Consider the following 16,725-nt stretch of genomic DNA (forward strand, 5'->3'; position numbering starts at 1 on the left):
AATAGTAAGTCAGTGGAAGTTGTCGTGAGTAAAAGTCAGTTTGAATTGTTGGCCCCTGGTGGCGATCTTGAGTCGATAAAGGCGGCCATCGTGGCAGGTGCCGATGCGGTTTATTGCGGGCTAGAACGCTTTAATGCTCGTAACCGTGCCTCCAATTTGACCCTCGATGACCTTAAAGCCATTCTGGTGGTTGCCCACGCTCACGATTGCAAAATATTCCTGACCCTTAATATCATCTTGCTTGAAAGTGAAATTCGAGCCGTAATACGCCTGCTGAACCAGTTAGTACACACTGACATTGATGGTGTGATTATTCAGGATTTAGGCCTGGGTTACATCATCAAACACTATTTCCCGATGCTGGATGTGCATGCCTCAACACAGTTAAACACCCACAATGAAGGGCAGATGAGTTTTTTGGGTAACCTCAATGCCAGCCGGGTCAATGTGTCCCGTGAGTTGGATTTACCCGAAATCACGCGGTTAGCCAACTTTGGTCGCCAGCACAATATGTTACTGGAAGTGTTTGTGCACGGTTCTTACTGCATTGGTTATTCGGGGTTGTGTTACATGAGTTCAGCGCGTAACGGCGCTTCCGGTAACCGCGGGCGTTGTAGCCAACCATGTCGCGATACCTACCAAAAAACCGATGTAGGTGTCTCTCATCCGCTGAATATGAAAGACAACTCCGCTTACGAAGATTTTGCGCCATTGGCCGATGCCGGCGTCTATTCCCTCAAAGTGGAAGGGCGCATGAAGCAATCGCACTATGTGTATACCGTAGTGGATCAGTGGCGTAAACAGATCGACAGCTATGAACAAAAAGGGCAGTTGCTGACCGATACGAGCGAGCTGTACAAGGTGTTTAACCGCGATTTTTCAGCCGGTTATTTAACAGGCACTATTAATCGCGATATGTACATTGATAACCCGCGTAACCATGCGGGTGACCATTTTGCTCAGCTAGCGGGCGTGTCTGATCAAGAGCAAAAACGCCTTATCAAGCAAAAAGTGTATGACGACAACACGCAAATCATGACGCACATGCAGCAGCGTATCGCTGACCTTGACCAAGAAGTGCATCAAGAGCCTGGGCGTAAAAACAAGATTGCGGATATTCAAGTTCCGGTATTGAAATCTCAGCACAGGAGTGATGAGCCCAATGTTATGCGGCTAAATGTGCTGATTGGCGACAGTGCTGATGCGGCTCGCTACCGTGGGCAAGAGGTGAGTGTTTACTACGCTTTACCATCAGCACTCGCGCGTCAGTTGCCAGCGATGCTTGAGCTTTTTGCGCAGCATCCGCACTTGATTGCGTGGTTCCCAGCGGTGCTGATTGGCGACGATTTCGATGCAGCGCAAACATTGCTCGAGTCTTTATCTCCAGCGCTTATCGTGACCAACAACACTGGGGTCGCCACCTTAGCTAACCAGTTAGGGATTGCATGGGTTGCAGGCCCGCAGCTTAACCTAACCAACTCCTATGCATTGCACTGCTTACAGGAAGAGTATCAATGTGTTGGCGCATTTTTGTCGAATGAGATTTCTGCAAAACAGATGAAGCATGTGGTGCGTCCAGAGCAATTTCGTCTTTGCTACAGCGTCTACCATCCTTTAGTTCTTCTAACGAGTCGCCAATGCATGTTCCAACAAACCATTGGTTGTCGTAAAAAGCGGGTCACTAAAGGGTGCTTGGCGAGCTGTAAGAAGTCTGCGTCGATCATCAATCTCAATGGTTCATCCTATGTGATTGATAAACAAAGAGGCGAACACAACAGTATTTATCATCAACATCATTGTATGAACCTGCAAGTGGTGCAGGATCTGCCACAGCTCTTTACTGATCTGTTCATTGATTTACGTGACGTACCGACCGAAACCAAGGTGAATTTGGACCGTGAAACGCTGGTATCACTGTTTAAACAGCTTTGTGAACCTCAATTGCGAGAGAGCGCAAGTGAGCAGTTACTTGCGTCGGTAGCTCCGACCACCAATGATCAATATCTCAAAGGATTAGCCTAAACAAAAAAAGAGAGCCACAGCAATGTGGCTCTCTTTTTTCATGTTACTTGGGTATAGAAGCTAACTTGGCTAAAGGACGCAGTGTTTAGCGTAAGATGTGGCTTGGTTAGCCGTCCAATCGCCTTTGGGTGTGTTGTCCATCCCTTTACACCACTGCTCACTGCCCACTTCATTATTGAGTAGACAATGTTTGGCATAATCGATGGCGTTTTGACTACTCCAATCGGTTTTGGGTTTATCACGCAAGTCTTGGCACCAAGATTTGCTCCCAACTTCATCGCCACAGGCGGAGAGTGTCATCGCAGTAACAATCAATAACAGCGTTCTTTTTATCATGAAGAGTATCCAACTTCTTAAAGGGAATAGGAATGGTGCATGTCCATAGCCATTAGTCTAGCCGGATCTGCTGTTGCTATGTTAAATCCCTGCCAAATGTCCTGAGCTTCCCTTAAGTCTACGTGATCCTTATCACTCATTTTTTTGTAAATTGAAATTTTTTACTGACTGAACTCACACTCTGATTTTGATCGTGATGAAAACGTTTCGCTGACTCATTACTATGCCATCGAAACGTTTCGATGGCGATTTTATGAAGATTCGATGATCGGCTCTTTTGCCACCAAATGTATATGAATCGCATGCCATATAAGGTGAAATCATGAAAAAAGCGACACTTCTTCACGCTGAACTCTCTCATTTAGTGGCGACTCTCGGCCACACCGATGAATACACCATTTGCGACGCAGGTTTACCGATTCCAGCATCGGCGCAACGTATCGATTTAGCATTAACCAAAGGGATTCCTGCTTTCATCGATACAGTGAAAGCACTGTTGTCTGAATCGCAAATTGAAGGTGTGATTTTGGCGGAAGAGTTCGTCAAAGTGAGCCCTCAATTGCACGATGAGCTGTTATCGGTGCTGCATAAAGAAGAGCAGCAGTGTGGTAAAGCTTTCGCTATCACTTACCTGCCACACGAAGAGTTTAAAACGCGCACTCATCATAGCAAAGCCGTTGTCCGCACAGGTGAATGTACGCCTTATGCCAACGTGATTTTCCAAGTCGGCGTGGTGTTTTAACTCACACTTATCACGTGTTGCAGTAATGAATTCTAGCTTAGTAAAACAGAACAATTGAGGACCGAACATGACCCAGCCAATTTTAGCTCTGACTCAGATTGAAAAGGCATTTCCAGGTGTGAAAGCGCTGGATAAGGCGAGTCTGAATGTGTATTCGGGACGAGTTATGGCGCTTATGGGGGAAAACGGCGCGGGTAAATCCACGTTGATGAAAGTCCTCACCGGTATTTATAACAAAGACGCGGGTAGCATTGAGTACCAAGGTCTTCCCGTCAAGTTTAAAGGGCCAAGAGAGTCGCAATTAGCAGGTATCAGTATCATTCACCAAGAGTTGAATTTGATTCCTGAACTGACGATTGCTGAGAATATCTTTCTTGGTCGAGAAATGGTATCGCCGTTTGGTCGCATCCTATGGAAGACCATGTATCGCAAAGCCGATGAGTTGTTGGCGCGTCTTAATGTAAAGCACAGTGCGCGCACATTGCTTGGTGAGCTGAGTTTAGGTGAGCAGCAGATGGTGGAAATTGCCAAAGCGCTCTCTTTTGAATCCAAAGTGATCATTATGGATGAGCCGACCGATGCGTTAACCGACACGGAAACGCAATCGCTCTTTAACGTGATCAATGAACTGCGTGACCAAGGTTGCGGCATTGTCTATATCTCCCATCGTCTCAAAGAGATCTTCGAAATTTGTGATGACATCACAGTGCTTCGTGACGGCAAATTTATCGGCCAATGTGCAGTGAAAGAGACCGACGAAGAAGGTTTGATTGAAATGATGGTGGGGCGTCGTTTGGATGAACAGTACCCTCGAGTAGCCGTTAAACAGGGCGATGTCTCTCTTGCGGTGGAACACCTCAGTGGCAAAGGTGTGCATGACGTGAGCTTTACCTTACGTAAAGGGGAGATCTTAGGCATTTCTGGTTTAATGGGCGCTGGCCGTACCGAGCTGATGAAGACCATCTATGGCGCACTACCTAAAACCGCCGGCGAAGTGAAAGTCGATGGACAATTGGTTGACGCTCATTCACCACAAGATGGTTTGAACGCAGGCATCGCCTATATCTCCGAAGACCGCAAAGGGGATGGTTTAATCCTTGGGTTATCGGTGAAAGAGAACATGAGCTTGTGCGCTTTGCCGCAATTGAGTAAAGGCATGCAAATTCAACATGGCGCAGAAAAACTGGCCGTGGATGATTTCATTCATCTATTCAATATCAAGACCCCGAAACGCGAACAGATCATTGGCAACCTTTCTGGTGGTAACCAGCAGAAAGTGGCGATCGCCAAAGGTTTGATGACACGACCTAAAATTCTCATCCTCGATGAACCGACGCGTGGTGTCGATGTCGGTGCGAAAAAAGAGATTTACCAACTGATTAATGAGTTTAAAGCGGAAGGCATGAGCATCATTTTGGTGTCCTCAGAAATGCCAGAAGTGCTCGGTATGAGCGATCGCATCCTAGTGATGCATGAAGGTCGTATCAGTGGCGAATTTAGCGCTACCGAAGCAAACCAAGAAAACTTATTGGCCTGTGCTGTAGGGCGAACCCCTCAACGCCAAACAGCGAATCAGCCAAAGACCTTATTAAACGAGGAACCAGCATGAGTACCGAAACCATGAATAAATCCACCGCGACTCCAAGTAAGAAGTGGTTAACCAAAGAGACATTAGTTGAGCAGAAATCGCTGATCGCGTTGCTTGTCCTTGTGATTGTAGTGTCGGTGCTTAACCCTAACTTCTTCACCTTTGGCAACCTAATGAACATCCTGCGTCAAACTTCGGTCAATGCGATCATCGCAGTTGGGATGACATTGGTGATTTTGACTGCCGGTATCGACCTAAGTGTTGGTTCAGTGCTCGCACTCTCCGGTGCATTTGCCGCCAGTATGATCGCTTTAGAAGTGCCGGTGATTGTGGCTGTTCCTGTCTCTTTATTGGCGGGGGCTGTACTGGGTGCCATTAGTGGTGTGATCATCGCCAAAGGTAAAGTTCAGGCCTTCATCGCCACTTTGGTTACCATGACCTTACTGCGCGGCGTCACCATGGTGTATACCGATGGTAGACCAATTTCGACAGGTTTTAGTGATGCATCGGATGCATTTGCTTGGTTTGGTACCGGTTATCTACTGGGTATTCCAGTGCCAGTGTGGCTGATGGTGGTGGTATTTGCTGGTGCTTGGTATCTGCTTAATCACACTCGCTTTGGTCGTTATGTTTATGCCCTTGGTGGTAACGAATCGGCGACTCGTCTTTCTGGGATTAACGTTGATCGCGTCAAAATCGGTGTGTATGCCATCTGTGGTCTGCTGGCTGCTCTAGCAGGATTGATTGTGACCTCGCGACTCTCTTCTGCTCAGCCTACCGCTGGTATGGGTTACGAACTGGATGCGATTGCTGCCGTGGTGCTTGGTGGTACCAGCCTCATGGGCGGTAAAGGCAAAATCATGGGAACCTTGATTGGTGCGCTTATCATCGGTTTCCTAAATAACGCGCTTAACCTTTTGGATGTGTCGTCTTACTACCAAATGATTGCCAAAGCCGTTGTCATTCTGCTGGCTGTGCTAGTGGACAATAAAAACAAATAACAACACACGAGTCTGGCTATGACCAGACTCAACCTCTACCCCGAAGGAACCTACTTATGAAAAAATTGGCGATGCTTATCTCAGCAGCTCTTTTGAGCTCAACTGTTTCAGTAGCAGCACAAGCGCAAGATACCATGGCGATTGTTCTCTCTACCCTAAATAACCCATTCTTCGTGTCTATGAAAGAAGGCGCAGAAGCAAAAGCAAAAGAATTAGGTTACGACCTAATTGTGCTTGATTCGCAAAATGACCCAAGTAAAGAGCTTTCTAACGTGGAAGACTTGACTGTACGCGGTGTAAAAGCGATTTTGATCAACCCAACCGATTCGGATGCGGTATCAAACGCCATTCGTCTGGCTAACCGTTCAAATATTCCAGTGCTCACCCTCGACCGTGGCGCAAGTCATGGCAAAGTGGTTGCACACATTGCATCGGATAACGTGGCTGGTGGTGAAATGGCCGGTCGTTTCATCATGGAAAAAGTAGGTCAAAAAGCCAAAGTGATTCAACTTGAAGGCATTGCCGGTACTTCTGCGGCGCGTGAACGTGGTCAAGGTTTTATGCAAGCAGTCAAAGGTTCACAAATGGACTTGCTCGCTAGCCAACCTGCAGATTTCGACCGTACTAAAGGGTTGAACGTTATGGAAAACCTAATGGCTGCCCATCCAGAGGTTCAAGCGGTATTTGCACAAAACGATGAGATGGCATTGGGTGCTTTACGCGCTGTGCAAGCATCAGGCAAGAAAGTATTGATTGTTGGTTTTGATGGGACAAAAGATGGTATTGCAGCGGTAAAACGTGGCAAATTGGGCGCAACCATTGCCCAACAACCTGATTTGATTGGTGCATTAGGTGTGGAAACAGCAGATAAAATGCTAAAAGGCCAAACTGTTGAAAAATCTATCCCAGTTCCATTGAAGATAGTGACTCAATAATTTTATGGGTTCAGGCTGCTCCTCAATGGGGAGCAGCGCTGAAAGAAATAGGTTCTGACTTACTGATTCCATGCGATGGTATCTAGTGACGAACAGTTAGGGTGCAGAGCGTATTTCTTTCAGTTTTTATCACGTAAAGGAAAGTTTCTATGAATAAGTTAGTGGTGTTAGGCAGCGTTAACGCAGACCACGTACTTCAGGTTCCTCGTTTTCCTCGTCCTGGTGAAACGCTTCACGGGAATCGTTATCAAGTTATCCCTGGTGGTAAAGGTGCAAACCAAGCAGTGGCGGCAGCTCGTTTGCAAGCCGATATCGGCTTTATTGCCTGTGTGGGCGATGATGCCTTTGGCCGTGATATTCGTGACCATTTTGCCCAAGACGGTATGAACATCGAGCATGTGCGTATTGAACAAGATTGCCCAACTGGTATTGCGATGATCCAAGTCTCTGACGAAGGTGAAAATACCATCTGTATTTCCGCAGAAGCGAATGATCATTTGACCACTGAGGTTGTAAACCAAAGTCGCCAAGCGATTGAGCAAGCCGATTATCTGCTGATGCAACTGGAAACTCCGATGGAAGGGGTGATTGCGGCAGCGGCTATGGCAAAACAAGCGCACACACAAGTGATTTTAAACCCAGCGCCAGCGAAAGCCCTACCTGCACAATTGCTTGCCAATATCGACATCATTACTCCAAATGAAACTGAAGCCGAAGTGTTAACTGGCATTGCGGTAGTCGATGAAGCATCCGCTGCGAAAGCGGCTCAAGCACTGCATGATCAAGGCATTCATACCGTGATGATTACCCTTGGCGCTAAAGGCGTGTGGGTGAGTGAACAAGGACAAGGTCGCATTATCGCTGGTTTTCGCGTTAAAGCGACTGATACCACAGCAGCAGGTGATACTTTTAATGGCGCGTTTGTGGCTGGTCTGCTAGAGAAAATGCCTTTAGAATCAGCGATCCAATTTGCTCACGCTGCGGCGGCAATCTCGGTAACACGCTTTGGTGCGCAAACCTCGATTCCGCATCGTCAGGAAGTGGACGAATTTTTGGCACAGCATTTTCACTAGTACGAAGGACCTTATCCTATGCCGACCATGAAAGACATCGCGAAACTTGCAGGAGTATCGACTTCCACGGTCAGCCATGTGATCAATAAAACTCGCTTTGTCAGTGACGAAATTGCCGAGAAGGTCAACGCCGCGGCAAAACAACTCAACTACGCGCCTTCTGCTTTGGCGCGCAGTTTGAAAATGAATCGCACTAAAACCATAGGTATGCTCGTTACCACGTCAACTAACCCCTTCTTTGGCGAAGTGGTAAAAGGAGTGGAACGAAGCTGCTATCACCAAGGTTACAACCTGATTTTATGTAACACCGAAGGGGACAGCGAGCGCATGCGCGCCTCGATTGACACCCTGTTACAAAAACGGGTTGATGGACTAATGCTGATGTGTACCACCCTCGAAGGCGAGCATCTTGATGAGTTTGAGCGCTATCCAGATATTCCCGTGGTGGTGATGGACTGGGGCCCAATGGTGAATGGTAGCGATAAGATTTTGGATAACTCGTTTCGCGGCGGTTATATGGCGACTCAGCATCTGATTGATTGTGGGCATCGGCGCATTGGTTGTATTACAGGCCCGCTCAATCAACATCAGGCCAAAAGTCGTTACGAAGGTTACCAAAAAGCCCTCAGTGATGCCGGCTTACCAGAACATCTTGAGTGGGTAGTTGAGTCAAACTTTGAATGCGAAGGTGGCTTTGCTGCGATGAATCAGCTCATGGCGGGTGATTCATTACCCAGCGCACTGTTTGTCAGTAACGATATGATGGCGATGGGAGCGATCAATGCCGCTGCTGAGCAGCAAATCAGCGTGCCGGAACAAATTTCGATTATTGGTTACGATGACATTCGCATCGCCCAATTTATGACGCCGTCGCTGACCACCATTCATCAGCCTAAATATCGATTAGGCAAAGCGGCGGTTGAAGCGCTGCTGGCCAAATTGCAACATCCAGAAAGTGCCCCACAGATCATTCAGTTAGAACCGACGTTAATTGAGCGTAAAAGCATTAAAGTGCTGCGTTAGGTCATTCCAAAATACACGGGCATCCTTTATCGGATGCCCGGTTGTTTACGTGCTTTGCACTGCAAACATGGACTAAGAGTGATTACATCTTGCCAAACAGGCGTTCACCGTAGACAAAAAATACCAGTCCACTCAACATAATCGCCAGCCCTGTAAAGTGCCACCAGTGTACTGGGCGCGTCGGCATTTCAAGCCAACCCCATGTATCGATACATAAACCGGTTGCCAATTGGCCAATGATAAAAAGAAACATCACGTTGGTAATGCCGATTTTGGGGGCAAGGAAAATGGATGTGAAGACAAAGGCGGCACCAATCACGCCTCCTAACCATTTCCAACTGGCTTGGTGCACTAAATTAACAGCCGTGCCTTGCCAATTGGCAAAGGCAAGTGAAGCAACGCCAAGACATAAGGCTCCAATCCCAAATGAGAGACAGGCGGCGATCAAAGGTTGTGAGCCGACCGTTACACTTAAACGACTATTCACCGCCGCTTGTATGGATAGGCCAGCACCGCCCGCTAAAGCGATGACAAAATAGAACAGATTCATCGAAGACCTTACCGTTCAAATTAGTGGGTTAACTGTTTTTCTAACGCTTGAACGACAGCTAATGCCGATTGAGGGTTTTGCCCGGTGATCAGCTCACGGTCTTGAACAATATGGCTCTTAAACTGATTGCCCACGGAGAATTTGGCTCCAGCGTTGGTCAATGCGGTTTGTGGGGTAAATTTCAACTGACCGCCATTGAACATACCTTTGGCTGCTTCTTCCTCATTATTGGTAAACGATGTCATTTTGTAGCCAGCATAGATCCAATGAGCATCGGTTGCTTTGGGGTTTTGTTCCAATTTTTGCGTGTATTGTTGGGCATCAGGCAAAGCGGACACTAAGGCTATTGGACCATGACAAACTAAGGCGGTTGGTTTCCCGGCCGCATGAAATGCTTGAAGCAGTTTCCCCATTGCTGGGCTAACGGAGAGATCTTGCATTGGCGCATGACCACCAGGGACAAAAATCGCGTCAAAATGGTTGTAACCAATTTGCTCTACACGGGAAAGACTGATGACAGGAGAGTGTGCTGGATCGGTGAGTTTGAGGTCTTTAAGCAATTTTACATGTGCGTCGAATGCTTGCTGATCACCACCAAAATCTTTCACGTTAACTGAGTGTTGGTCTAAAGTCGGTGCTTTGCCAAGTGGTGTGGCGAAAGTTAAGGTATCACCGGCATCAAGCAGTGCCTTAACCGGTTGCATTAGTTCATTGAGATAAAATCCCGTTGAATAGGTGACACCATTTTTTAGGTCTAAATGGTCACTATCAGACAACACGACCAACACATTGGCCGCGTTAGCCCAAGTACTTGTCGCCATTAATAGAGAAGCGAGTAAGCTAAGTTTGAACCCTTTCATGTGACATATCTCCATAAAGTTAAGCTAATAAGGCATCGCGCAGTGCTTCACCGACACTCAGCGCTGACTGTGGGTTTTGTCCGGTAATTAACTTACCATCGACAACCACGTTATTGGTCCAATCAGGCGCGGATTGATGCAATGCACCACGCTGTTTTAGAGTGGTTTCCAGAAGAAACGGTACAAGCTCAGTCATGCCGACCGCTTGTTCTTCAGAATCCGTAAACGCGGCCACTTTTTTGCCTGCGACCAAGTAATCTCCATTGCTGAGTTTGACGTTGACTAAGGCACTTGGGCCATGACATACCGCGGCCACGATTTTATCGCTCTCGAACAGTGTGCGAGTTAGAGTTAATACCGCTGGATGTTGTGGAAAATCCCATACGGTGCCGTGTCCACCGACAAACAAGATGGCGCTGTACTCCTCCGCATTGGCTTGCTCCAGTGCGATAGAATTGCGCAATTGATCTTGAAACGTCTCATCGTTCCAATAGTGCTCGTTAATTGGGTCAGAAAGATCAACCCCATAAACGGGAGGTAAACCGCCCTGAATCGAGGCCAATGCGGTGGGGATGTTGGCTTGTTCAAGAACGTGAAGTGGGTGAGTCAATTCAGGAAGATAAAATCCTGAATCATCATGGCCTTGACCTAAGTCTTTATGACTGGTGAGGACAAAGAGTACAGGTTTGATTAGATTTGCCGCTGGCATAAATAGAACCTCTTAATTCAGGCTGTTATGTAAAAATTGAATAGAGTTTGCAACTGTTTAAAAACGAGCCACAACCGGTGTGGCTCGTAAACAATAGTCTTAGCTTTGGGGGCCGCTGTAGGTGGGGTAGTCGGTATAACCGTGTTCATCACCACCGTAATAGAGATCTTGATTAGGGATAGCAATCGGCCAACCATGACGATAACGCTCCACCAAATCGGGATTGGCAATGTAGCTTGCGCCAAAGGCCGCTAAGTCAATTACACCAGAGTCCAGAAGTTGGTTGGCTTTGGCTAAATCAAGCCCGCCAGCGAGAATTAAAGGGCCTGTGAAGGCGCGACGAAAACGCGCTAAAAATCCCTCGGGCATGGCTGGAGCACCGCGACTGGCTTGGTCCATGATGTGGACATAAGCTATCTGGCGTTTATCTAATTCAGTGGCAAGGTGAAGGAAGGTTTCGGCTTCTTGTGGAAAATCACCCAATTCATGCAGGCGTCCAAAAGGAGAAAGACGAATACCGACTTTGTCTGCACCGATACGAGCGATGCAGGCATCAACCACTTCCAACGCAAAACGCACGCGATTGTCGATGCTTTCGCTACCGTATTGGTCTTGGCGATCGTTGACGGCACCATTGATAAATTGTTCGACTAAGTAGCCATTCGCGCCGTGAATTTCTACGCCATCAAAGCCGGCTGCCATGGCATTCTCGGCGGCTTGGGCAAATTCATTGACGATGGCTTGCACTTCTTCGGTAGTGAGTTGGTGTGGTTTACTGGCGGTAACAAAACCGGGTTGTCCCTGCTTATCATACCCAAACGCTTTACTATGAATGGCTTGTGTTGCCGTTGAACTCACCGGCGCTTGACCATTGGGTTGCAGCGACACATGACTGATTCGACCCACATGCCAAATCTGCGTAAAAATAACACTGCCTAAGTCGTGAACCTGCTGCGTCACTTTGCGCCACGCTTCTATCTGCGGCTGATTCCAGATCCCCGGACAATCGACAAAGCCACAGCCTTGCTGACTAATCGGCGTTCCTTCCGTCACAATAAGTCCAGCATCGGCACGCTGGGCGTAGTAACGCACAGTGGTTTCATTTGGCACATTACCAGGCGCGCGAGCACTGGTCATCGGCGCGACAACCGCTCTATTTTTGAGTGGTTTTCCGCTTAAAATATAATCATCAAAAAGCACGGTCATAGTGGGTTCCTCTGGTAAATGACAGATGAGGGAATACCCGAACGGTTAACCGAACGGGTATAACAGAACCATGCTAGTGCGATGAGATTAGAAGGAAAATGGCGATCTGTTTATGTGCCAAATAAATGAAATTTATATCAGAGATGATGAATTTGGCTCGCTTCCAAACAGAGCGCGCGAATCCATTGGTGGGCGGGGTTGCGATGTGAACGCTCATGCCAAGCCATGCTCTTGGTAAACCCTTGCACTTCCAGTGGTGTGTCCATGATCACCACGTGATCATGGCGACAAGCCAGTCGGCGTGGCACTACGGCTATCATGTCGGTGATCCGCAGAATCTCCGGCAACACCAAAAAGCTATTGACGGACAGCCCGATGCGACGTTTCACACTAATTGCTTCTAGTGCATCGTCAGTTGGTCCCCAAAAGCCGCCATGGTTGGAGACCAAGATATGTTCAAGGGTACAAAATTGTTCTAGCGTGATTTGTCCTGTTTGCGCCGCTGGATGTTCGGCGCGCATCATGCACACATAGTGCTCTTGATACAAAGAGCGACTATGCAGATCGACTGGCGTAGTTTCTGGGGTCATTAAGGCCAAATCGACATCCCCTTGCTCCATCTGTTTCACCATGGTTTCGGGATTAATCGCAATCACGGCGACGCGAATTCCTGGAGCTTGTTTCTTTAACTCGGACATCAAAGGTACGATCACCGCTTTTAATGCATAGTCGGTCGCCGCGATGGTGTACGTCATGTCTGCGGTGAGAGGGTCAAAATGGACGGGTTGTAAAAGCAAGTTGATGTCGGTCAGGACTTGTTTGATGGGTGGTGCAAGCGCTAGTGCACGTTCGGTCGGGATCATGCCACGTTGAGCACGTACAAAAAGAGGATCATTAAAATAGTCGCGTAGGCGGGTCAACATCGCGCTAACCGCTGGCTGAGTCAGCGAGAGACGTTGCGCGGCATGGGTGACGGTTCCTTCATCCATCAAGGCATCGAACGCTTTCAATAAATTCAGATCTAAATTGCGGATGTCATTGTTCACCTTGCTGCAGTCTCCTTTAGCCATCAGATATCAAGTCAAAATAGGGCGAAGTTCATTGCATCATGGTCAGCCCCAGTTTTATTTACAGTAAGCAGCGATTGCACATTCGTCAAACCACGAAATGGGTACACATTTGTCTAGCTTCTAAGCGTATAACCCTTAATGCCTTTCGCTTTATCTGACCATTATTAAGGAATTTTTTAATAATGTATAATTATTAAAAATAGAATAATTAATAATTTTTTATTTGAAAAATGAGTTTGTAGAATGACCTCATGATCAGAAATACCATGGTCAATAACATCAAGAAAAAGCAGTGAGGAGATCTTTGATGTCTAACCCAACGCAATACCCAAGAACCTTTTCTCATATCGGACTTTCTGTTCCCGATCTAGATAAGGCCGTTAAGTTTTATACCGAAGTGCTCGGTTGGTATCTCATTATGGAGCCAACTACCATCGTCGAAGATGAGAGCCCGATTGGTGAAATGTGTACTGATGTTTTCGGTCAGGGCTGGGGGAGTTTTCGTATTGCTCACCTTTCTACCGGTGATCGCATTGGTGTGGAAATCTTCCAATTTGAAAATGCACAAAATCCAGAAAACAACTTCGAATACTGGCGTACCGGTGTGTTCCACTTCTGTGTGCAAGATCCGAATGTAGAAGAGTTAGCAGAAAAAATCGTTGCAGCTGGCGGTAAGAAACGCATGCAAGCACCTCGTTTTTACTACCCTGGTGAGAAACCTTACCGCATGATTTATATGGAAGACCCATTTGGCAACATCCTAGAAATCTACAGCCACAGTTATGAGTTAACTTACTCTAGCGGCGCTTACAACTAAATCGAGACTTGTCTATGAAAGCCATTATTTATCAACCGGATAATGATATTTTTTGCGCCTTTGATATGGCGACACCGCAGCTTGAATCGCCTTACGATGTATTGATTGAAGTCGATGCGGTCGGTCTTAACCCAGTCGATGCCAAAGTCAATTACTGGTTTGGAATAGTGGCTGACGGGACTCGTGAGTTTGTGGGTGGTTTGGATGTATCGGGAACCATTGTTGCTAAAGGCAAAGAGGTTCACCAATGGCAGCTAGGGGATCGCGTCCTTTATCATGGCAATATGCGCCGTCGCCAAGGTGGATTTGCTCAGCTGGCAGTACAAGATTCTCGTACACTCACGCCGCACCCTGAGGTGAATGCCTGCGAAGCTGCAGCTTCACCTTGTGCGGGGTGGACTGCTTATCGAGCCATTAATGATAAACTGCATATGGCGAGTCATAAACAGAGTGTCGCGATTTACGGTGCGAGTGGCGGGGTGGGTAGTTACGCTGTTCAGCTTTGTCGTTATTTCAACGTACCGCAAGTGATAGCCATTTGTTCTGAGCGAAACTTCGACTATGTGCGTTCGCTGGGGGCGACTCACTGCTTCGATTATCGCGATGAAAAGCTGCTTGAGAAACTGGCAATGGCGGTGGGTTCGGATGGCATTGATTGCGCTTTAGATTGCTTTGGTCAAAAGGGACAAGGAGTGCTTTCAGCAAGTTTGGGCTTTGATGGTCAGTTAGTGGAGTTGGTCAATACCATCGACTCTGCTCAACATGAACGAGCATTTGAACGTGGTCTGACGCTTCATCAACTGAGTTTAGGCTCCGGGCATGTCTACGGTGACCGTGGTTTCCGTTCAATTGTTAATGCGGGAATGACGATGAATCTGTTGATGGAACAGCAAAAAATTCAAGCCCCTAAACTTACCGTGATCGAGTTGGCTGACATACCCGATGCGCTTACTGAGATTCGCTTAGGACATACCTGCGGCAAATATGTGGCTGCCATACAATAGTCACGACGATTTTTGGGACGACAACGCTGTTTAAACAGAATCGTACCTTGCTACCGCGAACGTTTCTGATCTAAAGATTCGTTATATTAGGTATCGTTTAATGTGATTGGAGTGAACCCGGCAAATCTCAGATGATATCGACCTCAACGAAATAATCCGTTTAATCCAATGTTACGAGAGGAAATGATCATGAGCGATATTATTTGGCCTGAAGGTTTTGTACCAGGGTTCACTGACAACTTTTGTTCTAATGAAGTGATTGTGGTTGGTTTGTCTACAAAAGAGATTTGGCCACTATTAAATACCCCAGCACAATGGCCAACTTACTACGCTAACTCAGCCAATCCCCGTTTCTATGATGACAAAGGGCCTGAACTTACCGATGGCGTACGTTTTTACTTTGAAACCTTCGGTTTCCCTGTCGAATCTCAATGTGTTGAGTGCGTAGCTCCTGTTGCCGGTCAACCAGCGCGTCTTGCTTGGCACGGTTGGGCTGGTGAAGGTGAAACACGTCTCGATGTACACCACGCATGGTTGATTGAAGATTTGTCGGAAAATCGCGTACGCATTCTGACTCAGGAATCGCAAAAAGGTAATCCAGCTAAAGAGTTAGCAAACACTAAGCCAAATCCAATGATCAATGGTCACCAAGAGTGGTTAGATGGTCTTGTTGCTGCCGCACGTAAAGCAAAATAATCGAATAGCCGTCTTCAGGGCTGATGGTTTTAGTCAGAAAGAGAGCTGCGAAAGAGGCTCTCTTTTCTTGTACAGAGAAAACCCCCAGCTTGGCTGGGGGGTTCCGTTGAGCTTATAGCTATAAGTCAGTTATAAAACCCCTTTCAATTTGTTAGAAATACCTTGTGGTCTGGCAACTACAAGAGTTAATCAGAAATTGAAAGGGGGTCCCAATATGGGGGACGAGAAGAGCTTAGCTCACACAAGATGGAACTGTAAATATCATATAGTATTCGCACCCAAATATAGAAGGCAGGTGTTCTACGGTGAAAAACGTCGAGCAGTTGGAGAAATCTTGCGAAAGCTATGTGAATGGAAAGACGTGAATATACTCGAGGCTGAATGCTGTAAAGATCATGTTCATATGCTTTTAGAAATCCCACCGAAGTTGAGTGTTTCAGGTTTTATGGGATATTTAAAAGGTAAAAGTAGTTTGATGCTCTATGAGCGATTTGGGGATTTGAAGTTCAAATACCGAAATCGAGAATTTTGGTGCCGGGGTTATTACGTTGATACAGTCGGCAAAAATACAAGCCAGATCCAAAGTTACATCAAGCATCAATTAGATCAAGATAAAATGGGAGAGCAACTGTCGATCCCATATTCAGGTAACCCGTTTACGGGTCGCAAGAAATAGTCATATGCAAATGTCAGATCACGATGCGCCTGCTAGGGCGCTGCTGGTAGGAGAGCCTTATAGGCGCATATGAAAAACCTCCGGCTATGCCGGAGGATATTTTTTTCTGTAATGCGGGGTTAGGCTTCTTGCAAAAAGTTTAGCTGTTCGCTGGTTTTGCTTGGCACAAATTCGGTGATTTCATAGCTTGCCGCTTGGTTACGATAGAAAGGATCAAACGTAATCATCTCTTCTAACTCTGCGCGCGTCATTCCTTGCGCCAATATCACCCCGCCGGTACGCGGCTCTTTACGTCCCGATGCAATAAAATGACCTTTGGCATAGTGCTCATCAAGATACTGCCGATGCTCTTCAAGGTGTTGGTTAACCTTTTCAATACCATTAGTGTAGGTTAAAGAAACCACAAACATAGAGAGA

Annotated in this window: 18 protein-coding genes; 11 read left to right on the forward strand and 7 right to left on the reverse strand. The window is 46.9% G+C overall.

The genetic code is table 11. From position 1 onward, the window contains the following. Positions 1 to 24: 24 nt before the first annotated feature. The gene (locus OCV11_RS17335) at positions 25 to 2,022 is read left to right on the forward strand and encodes a peptidase U32 family protein (RefSeq protein WP_261897280.1); all 1,998 of its coding nucleotides are present in this window, start codon (positions 25 to 27) and stop codon (positions 2,020 to 2,022) included. A 69-nt stretch (positions 2,023 to 2,091) separates the two neighbouring features. Here the strand turns inward: OCV11_RS17335 and OCV11_RS17340 are convergent, their stop codons facing one another. Next, positions 2,092 to 2,355, reverse strand: a complete 264-nt coding sequence (locus OCV11_RS17340; RefSeq protein WP_261897946.1) for a DUF3012 domain-containing protein — start codon at positions 2,353 to 2,355, stop codon at positions 2,092 to 2,094. Between the two features lie 325 nt (positions 2,356 to 2,680). Here OCV11_RS17340 and rbsD point away from each other — a divergent pair, with 325 nt between their 5' ends. From rbsD to OCV11_RS17370, 6 genes are all read left to right on the forward strand, one after another. Continuing rightward, positions 2,681 to 3,100, forward strand: a complete 420-nt coding sequence (gene rbsD, locus OCV11_RS17345) for a D-ribose pyranase (protein ID WP_261897281.1) — start codon at positions 2,681 to 2,683, stop codon at positions 3,098 to 3,100. Positions 3,101 to 3,167: 67 nt separating this feature from the next. Beyond that, on the forward strand, positions 3,168 to 4,709 hold the full coding sequence (gene rbsA / locus OCV11_RS17350) for a ribose ABC transporter ATP-binding protein RbsA (protein WP_261897282.1): 1,542 nt from the start codon (positions 3,168 to 3,170) through the stop codon (positions 4,707 to 4,709). Continuing rightward, the gene (gene rbsC / locus OCV11_RS17355; protein WP_261897283.1) at positions 4,706 to 5,689 is read left to right on the forward strand and encodes a ribose ABC transporter permease; all 984 of its coding nucleotides are present in this window, start codon (positions 4,706 to 4,708) and stop codon (positions 5,687 to 5,689) included. The genes rbsA and rbsC overlap by 4 nt, the downstream gene beginning before the upstream one ends. 56 nt (positions 5,690 to 5,745) lie before the next feature. Continuing rightward, positions 5,746 to 6,624, forward strand: a complete 879-nt coding sequence (rbsB, locus tag OCV11_RS17360; RefSeq protein ID WP_261897284.1) for a ribose ABC transporter substrate-binding protein RbsB — start codon at positions 5,746 to 5,748, stop codon at positions 6,622 to 6,624. A 149-nt stretch (positions 6,625 to 6,773) separates the two neighbouring features. Continuing rightward, positions 6,774 to 7,697 carry a ribokinase gene (gene rbsK / locus OCV11_RS17365; RefSeq protein ID WP_261897285.1) on the forward strand — a complete coding sequence of 308 codons (924 nt, stop codon included), beginning with the start codon at positions 6,774 to 6,776 and terminating at the stop codon, positions 7,695 to 7,697. Between the two features lie 18 nt (positions 7,698 to 7,715). Then, a complete protein-coding gene (locus tag OCV11_RS17370; protein WP_261897286.1) occupies positions 7,716 to 8,720 on the forward strand; it encodes a substrate-binding domain-containing protein in 1,005 nt (334 codons plus the stop codon). 82 nt (positions 8,721 to 8,802) lie between these two features. Here the strand turns inward: OCV11_RS17370 and OCV11_RS17375 are convergent, their stop codons facing one another. The 5 genes from OCV11_RS17375 to OCV11_RS17395 all read right to left on the reverse strand — a co-directional run bounded on the left by OCV11_RS17375 (position 8,803) and on the right by OCV11_RS17395 (position 13,091). Continuing rightward, on the reverse strand, positions 8,803 to 9,270 hold the full coding sequence (locus tag OCV11_RS17375; protein ID WP_261897287.1) for a DMT family transporter: 468 nt from the start codon (positions 9,268 to 9,270) through the stop codon (positions 8,803 to 8,805). Positions 9,271 to 9,290: 20 nt separating this feature from the next. Beyond that, positions 9,291 to 10,130, reverse strand: a complete 840-nt coding sequence (locus tag OCV11_RS17380; RefSeq protein WP_261897288.1) for a type 1 glutamine amidotransferase domain-containing protein — start codon at positions 10,128 to 10,130, stop codon at positions 9,291 to 9,293. 19 nt (positions 10,131 to 10,149) lie between these two features. Continuing rightward, complete coding sequence (locus OCV11_RS17385) at positions 10,150 to 10,839, reverse strand: type 1 glutamine amidotransferase domain-containing protein (protein ID WP_261897289.1); 690 nt, start codon at positions 10,837 to 10,839, stop codon at positions 10,150 to 10,152. 99 nt (positions 10,840 to 10,938) lie between these two features. After that, complete coding sequence (locus OCV11_RS17390; RefSeq protein WP_261897290.1) at positions 10,939 to 12,045, reverse strand: alkene reductase; 1,107 nt, start codon at positions 12,043 to 12,045, stop codon at positions 10,939 to 10,941. A 137-nt stretch (positions 12,046 to 12,182) separates the two neighbouring features. Further along, the gene (locus OCV11_RS17395; RefSeq protein ID WP_261897291.1) at positions 12,183 to 13,091 is read right to left on the reverse strand and encodes a LysR family transcriptional regulator; all 909 of its coding nucleotides are present in this window, start codon (positions 13,089 to 13,091) and stop codon (positions 12,183 to 12,185) included. A 331-nt stretch (positions 13,092 to 13,422) separates the two neighbouring features. Between OCV11_RS17395 and OCV11_RS17400 the strand changes: the two genes are divergently transcribed. From OCV11_RS17400 to tnpA, 4 genes are all read left to right on the forward strand, one after another. Beyond that, entirely contained in the window at positions 13,423 to 13,932 is a 510-nt protein-coding gene (locus tag OCV11_RS17400; RefSeq protein WP_068718717.1) for a lactoylglutathione lyase family protein, read from the forward strand. Positions 13,933 to 13,946: 14 nt separating this feature from the next. Beyond that, positions 13,947 to 14,936 (forward strand): zinc-binding dehydrogenase, encoded by a 990-nt coding sequence (locus OCV11_RS17405; RefSeq protein ID WP_261897292.1) that lies wholly within the window; start codon positions 13,947 to 13,949, stop codon positions 14,934 to 14,936. A 189-nt stretch (positions 14,937 to 15,125) separates the two neighbouring features. Then, positions 15,126 to 15,632, forward strand: a complete 507-nt coding sequence (locus tag OCV11_RS17410; protein WP_261897293.1) for an SRPBCC family protein — start codon at positions 15,126 to 15,128, stop codon at positions 15,630 to 15,632. 214 nt (positions 15,633 to 15,846) lie between these two features. Beyond that, positions 15,847 to 16,308 (forward strand): IS200/IS605 family transposase, encoded by a 462-nt coding sequence (gene tnpA / locus OCV11_RS17415; RefSeq protein WP_261893050.1) that lies wholly within the window; start codon positions 15,847 to 15,849, stop codon positions 16,306 to 16,308. A 119-nt stretch (positions 16,309 to 16,427) separates the two neighbouring features. Here tnpA and OCV11_RS17420 read toward each other — a convergent pair whose 3' ends face one another. Beyond that, positions 16,428 to 16,718, reverse strand: a complete 291-nt coding sequence (locus OCV11_RS17420) for a YciI family protein (RefSeq protein ID WP_261897294.1) — start codon at positions 16,716 to 16,718, stop codon at positions 16,428 to 16,430. Positions 16,719 to 16,725: the final 7 nt, after the last annotated feature.

The sequence above is a fragment of the Vibrio porteresiae DSM 19223 genome (assembly GCF_024347055.1).
GTDB classification, from domain to species: domain Bacteria; phylum Pseudomonadota; class Gammaproteobacteria; order Enterobacterales; family Vibrionaceae; genus Vibrio; species Vibrio porteresiae.

What these genes read in the sequence shown, in the direction of transcription:
- rbsD (WP_261897281.1), top strand. Translation starts at nt 2,681, where the DNA reads ATGAAAAAAGCGACACTTCTTCACGCTGAACTCTCTCATTTAGTGGCG.
- rbsA (WP_261897282.1), top strand. Translation starts at nt 3,168, where the DNA reads ATGACCCAGCCAATTTTAGCTCTGACTCAGATTGAAAAGGCATTTCCA.
- rbsC (WP_261897283.1), top strand. Translation starts at nt 4,706, where the DNA reads ATGAGTACCGAAACCATGAATAAATCCACCGCGACTCCAAGTAAGAAG.
- rbsB (WP_261897284.1), top strand. Translation starts at nt 5,746, where the DNA reads ATGAAAAAATTGGCGATGCTTATCTCAGCAGCTCTTTTGAGCTCAACT.
- rbsK (WP_261897285.1), top strand. Translation starts at nt 6,774, where the DNA reads ATGAATAAGTTAGTGGTGTTAGGCAGCGTTAACGCAGACCACGTACTT.
- OCV11_RS17370 (WP_261897286.1), top strand. Translation starts at nt 7,716, where the DNA reads ATGCCGACCATGAAAGACATCGCGAAACTTGCAGGAGTATCGACTTCC.
- OCV11_RS17375 (WP_261897287.1), bottom strand. Translation starts at nt 9,270, where the DNA reads ATGAATCTGTTCTATTTTGTCATCGCTTTAGCGGGCGGTGCTGGCCTA.
- OCV11_RS17380 (WP_261897288.1), bottom strand. Translation starts at nt 10,130, where the DNA reads ATGAAAGGGTTCAAACTTAGCTTACTCGCTTCTCTATTAATGGCGACA.
- OCV11_RS17385 (WP_261897289.1), bottom strand. Translation starts at nt 10,839, where the DNA reads ATGCCAGCGGCAAATCTAATCAAACCTGTACTCTTTGTCCTCACCAGT.
- OCV11_RS17390 (WP_261897290.1), bottom strand. Translation starts at nt 12,045, where the DNA reads ATGACCGTGCTTTTTGATGATTATATTTTAAGCGGAAAACCACTCAAA.
- OCV11_RS17400 (WP_068718717.1), top strand. Translation starts at nt 13,423, where the DNA reads ATGTCTAACCCAACGCAATACCCAAGAACCTTTTCTCATATCGGACTT.
- OCV11_RS17405 (WP_261897292.1), top strand. Translation starts at nt 13,947, where the DNA reads ATGAAAGCCATTATTTATCAACCGGATAATGATATTTTTTGCGCCTTT.
- OCV11_RS17410 (WP_261897293.1), top strand. Translation starts at nt 15,126, where the DNA reads ATGAGCGATATTATTTGGCCTGAAGGTTTTGTACCAGGGTTCACTGAC.
- tnpA (WP_261893050.1), top strand. Translation starts at nt 15,847, where the DNA reads ATGGGGGACGAGAAGAGCTTAGCTCACACAAGATGGAACTGTAAATAT.
- OCV11_RS17420 (WP_261897294.1), bottom strand. Translation starts at nt 16,718, where the DNA reads ATGTTTGTGGTTTCTTTAACCTACACTAATGGTATTGAAAAGGTTAAC.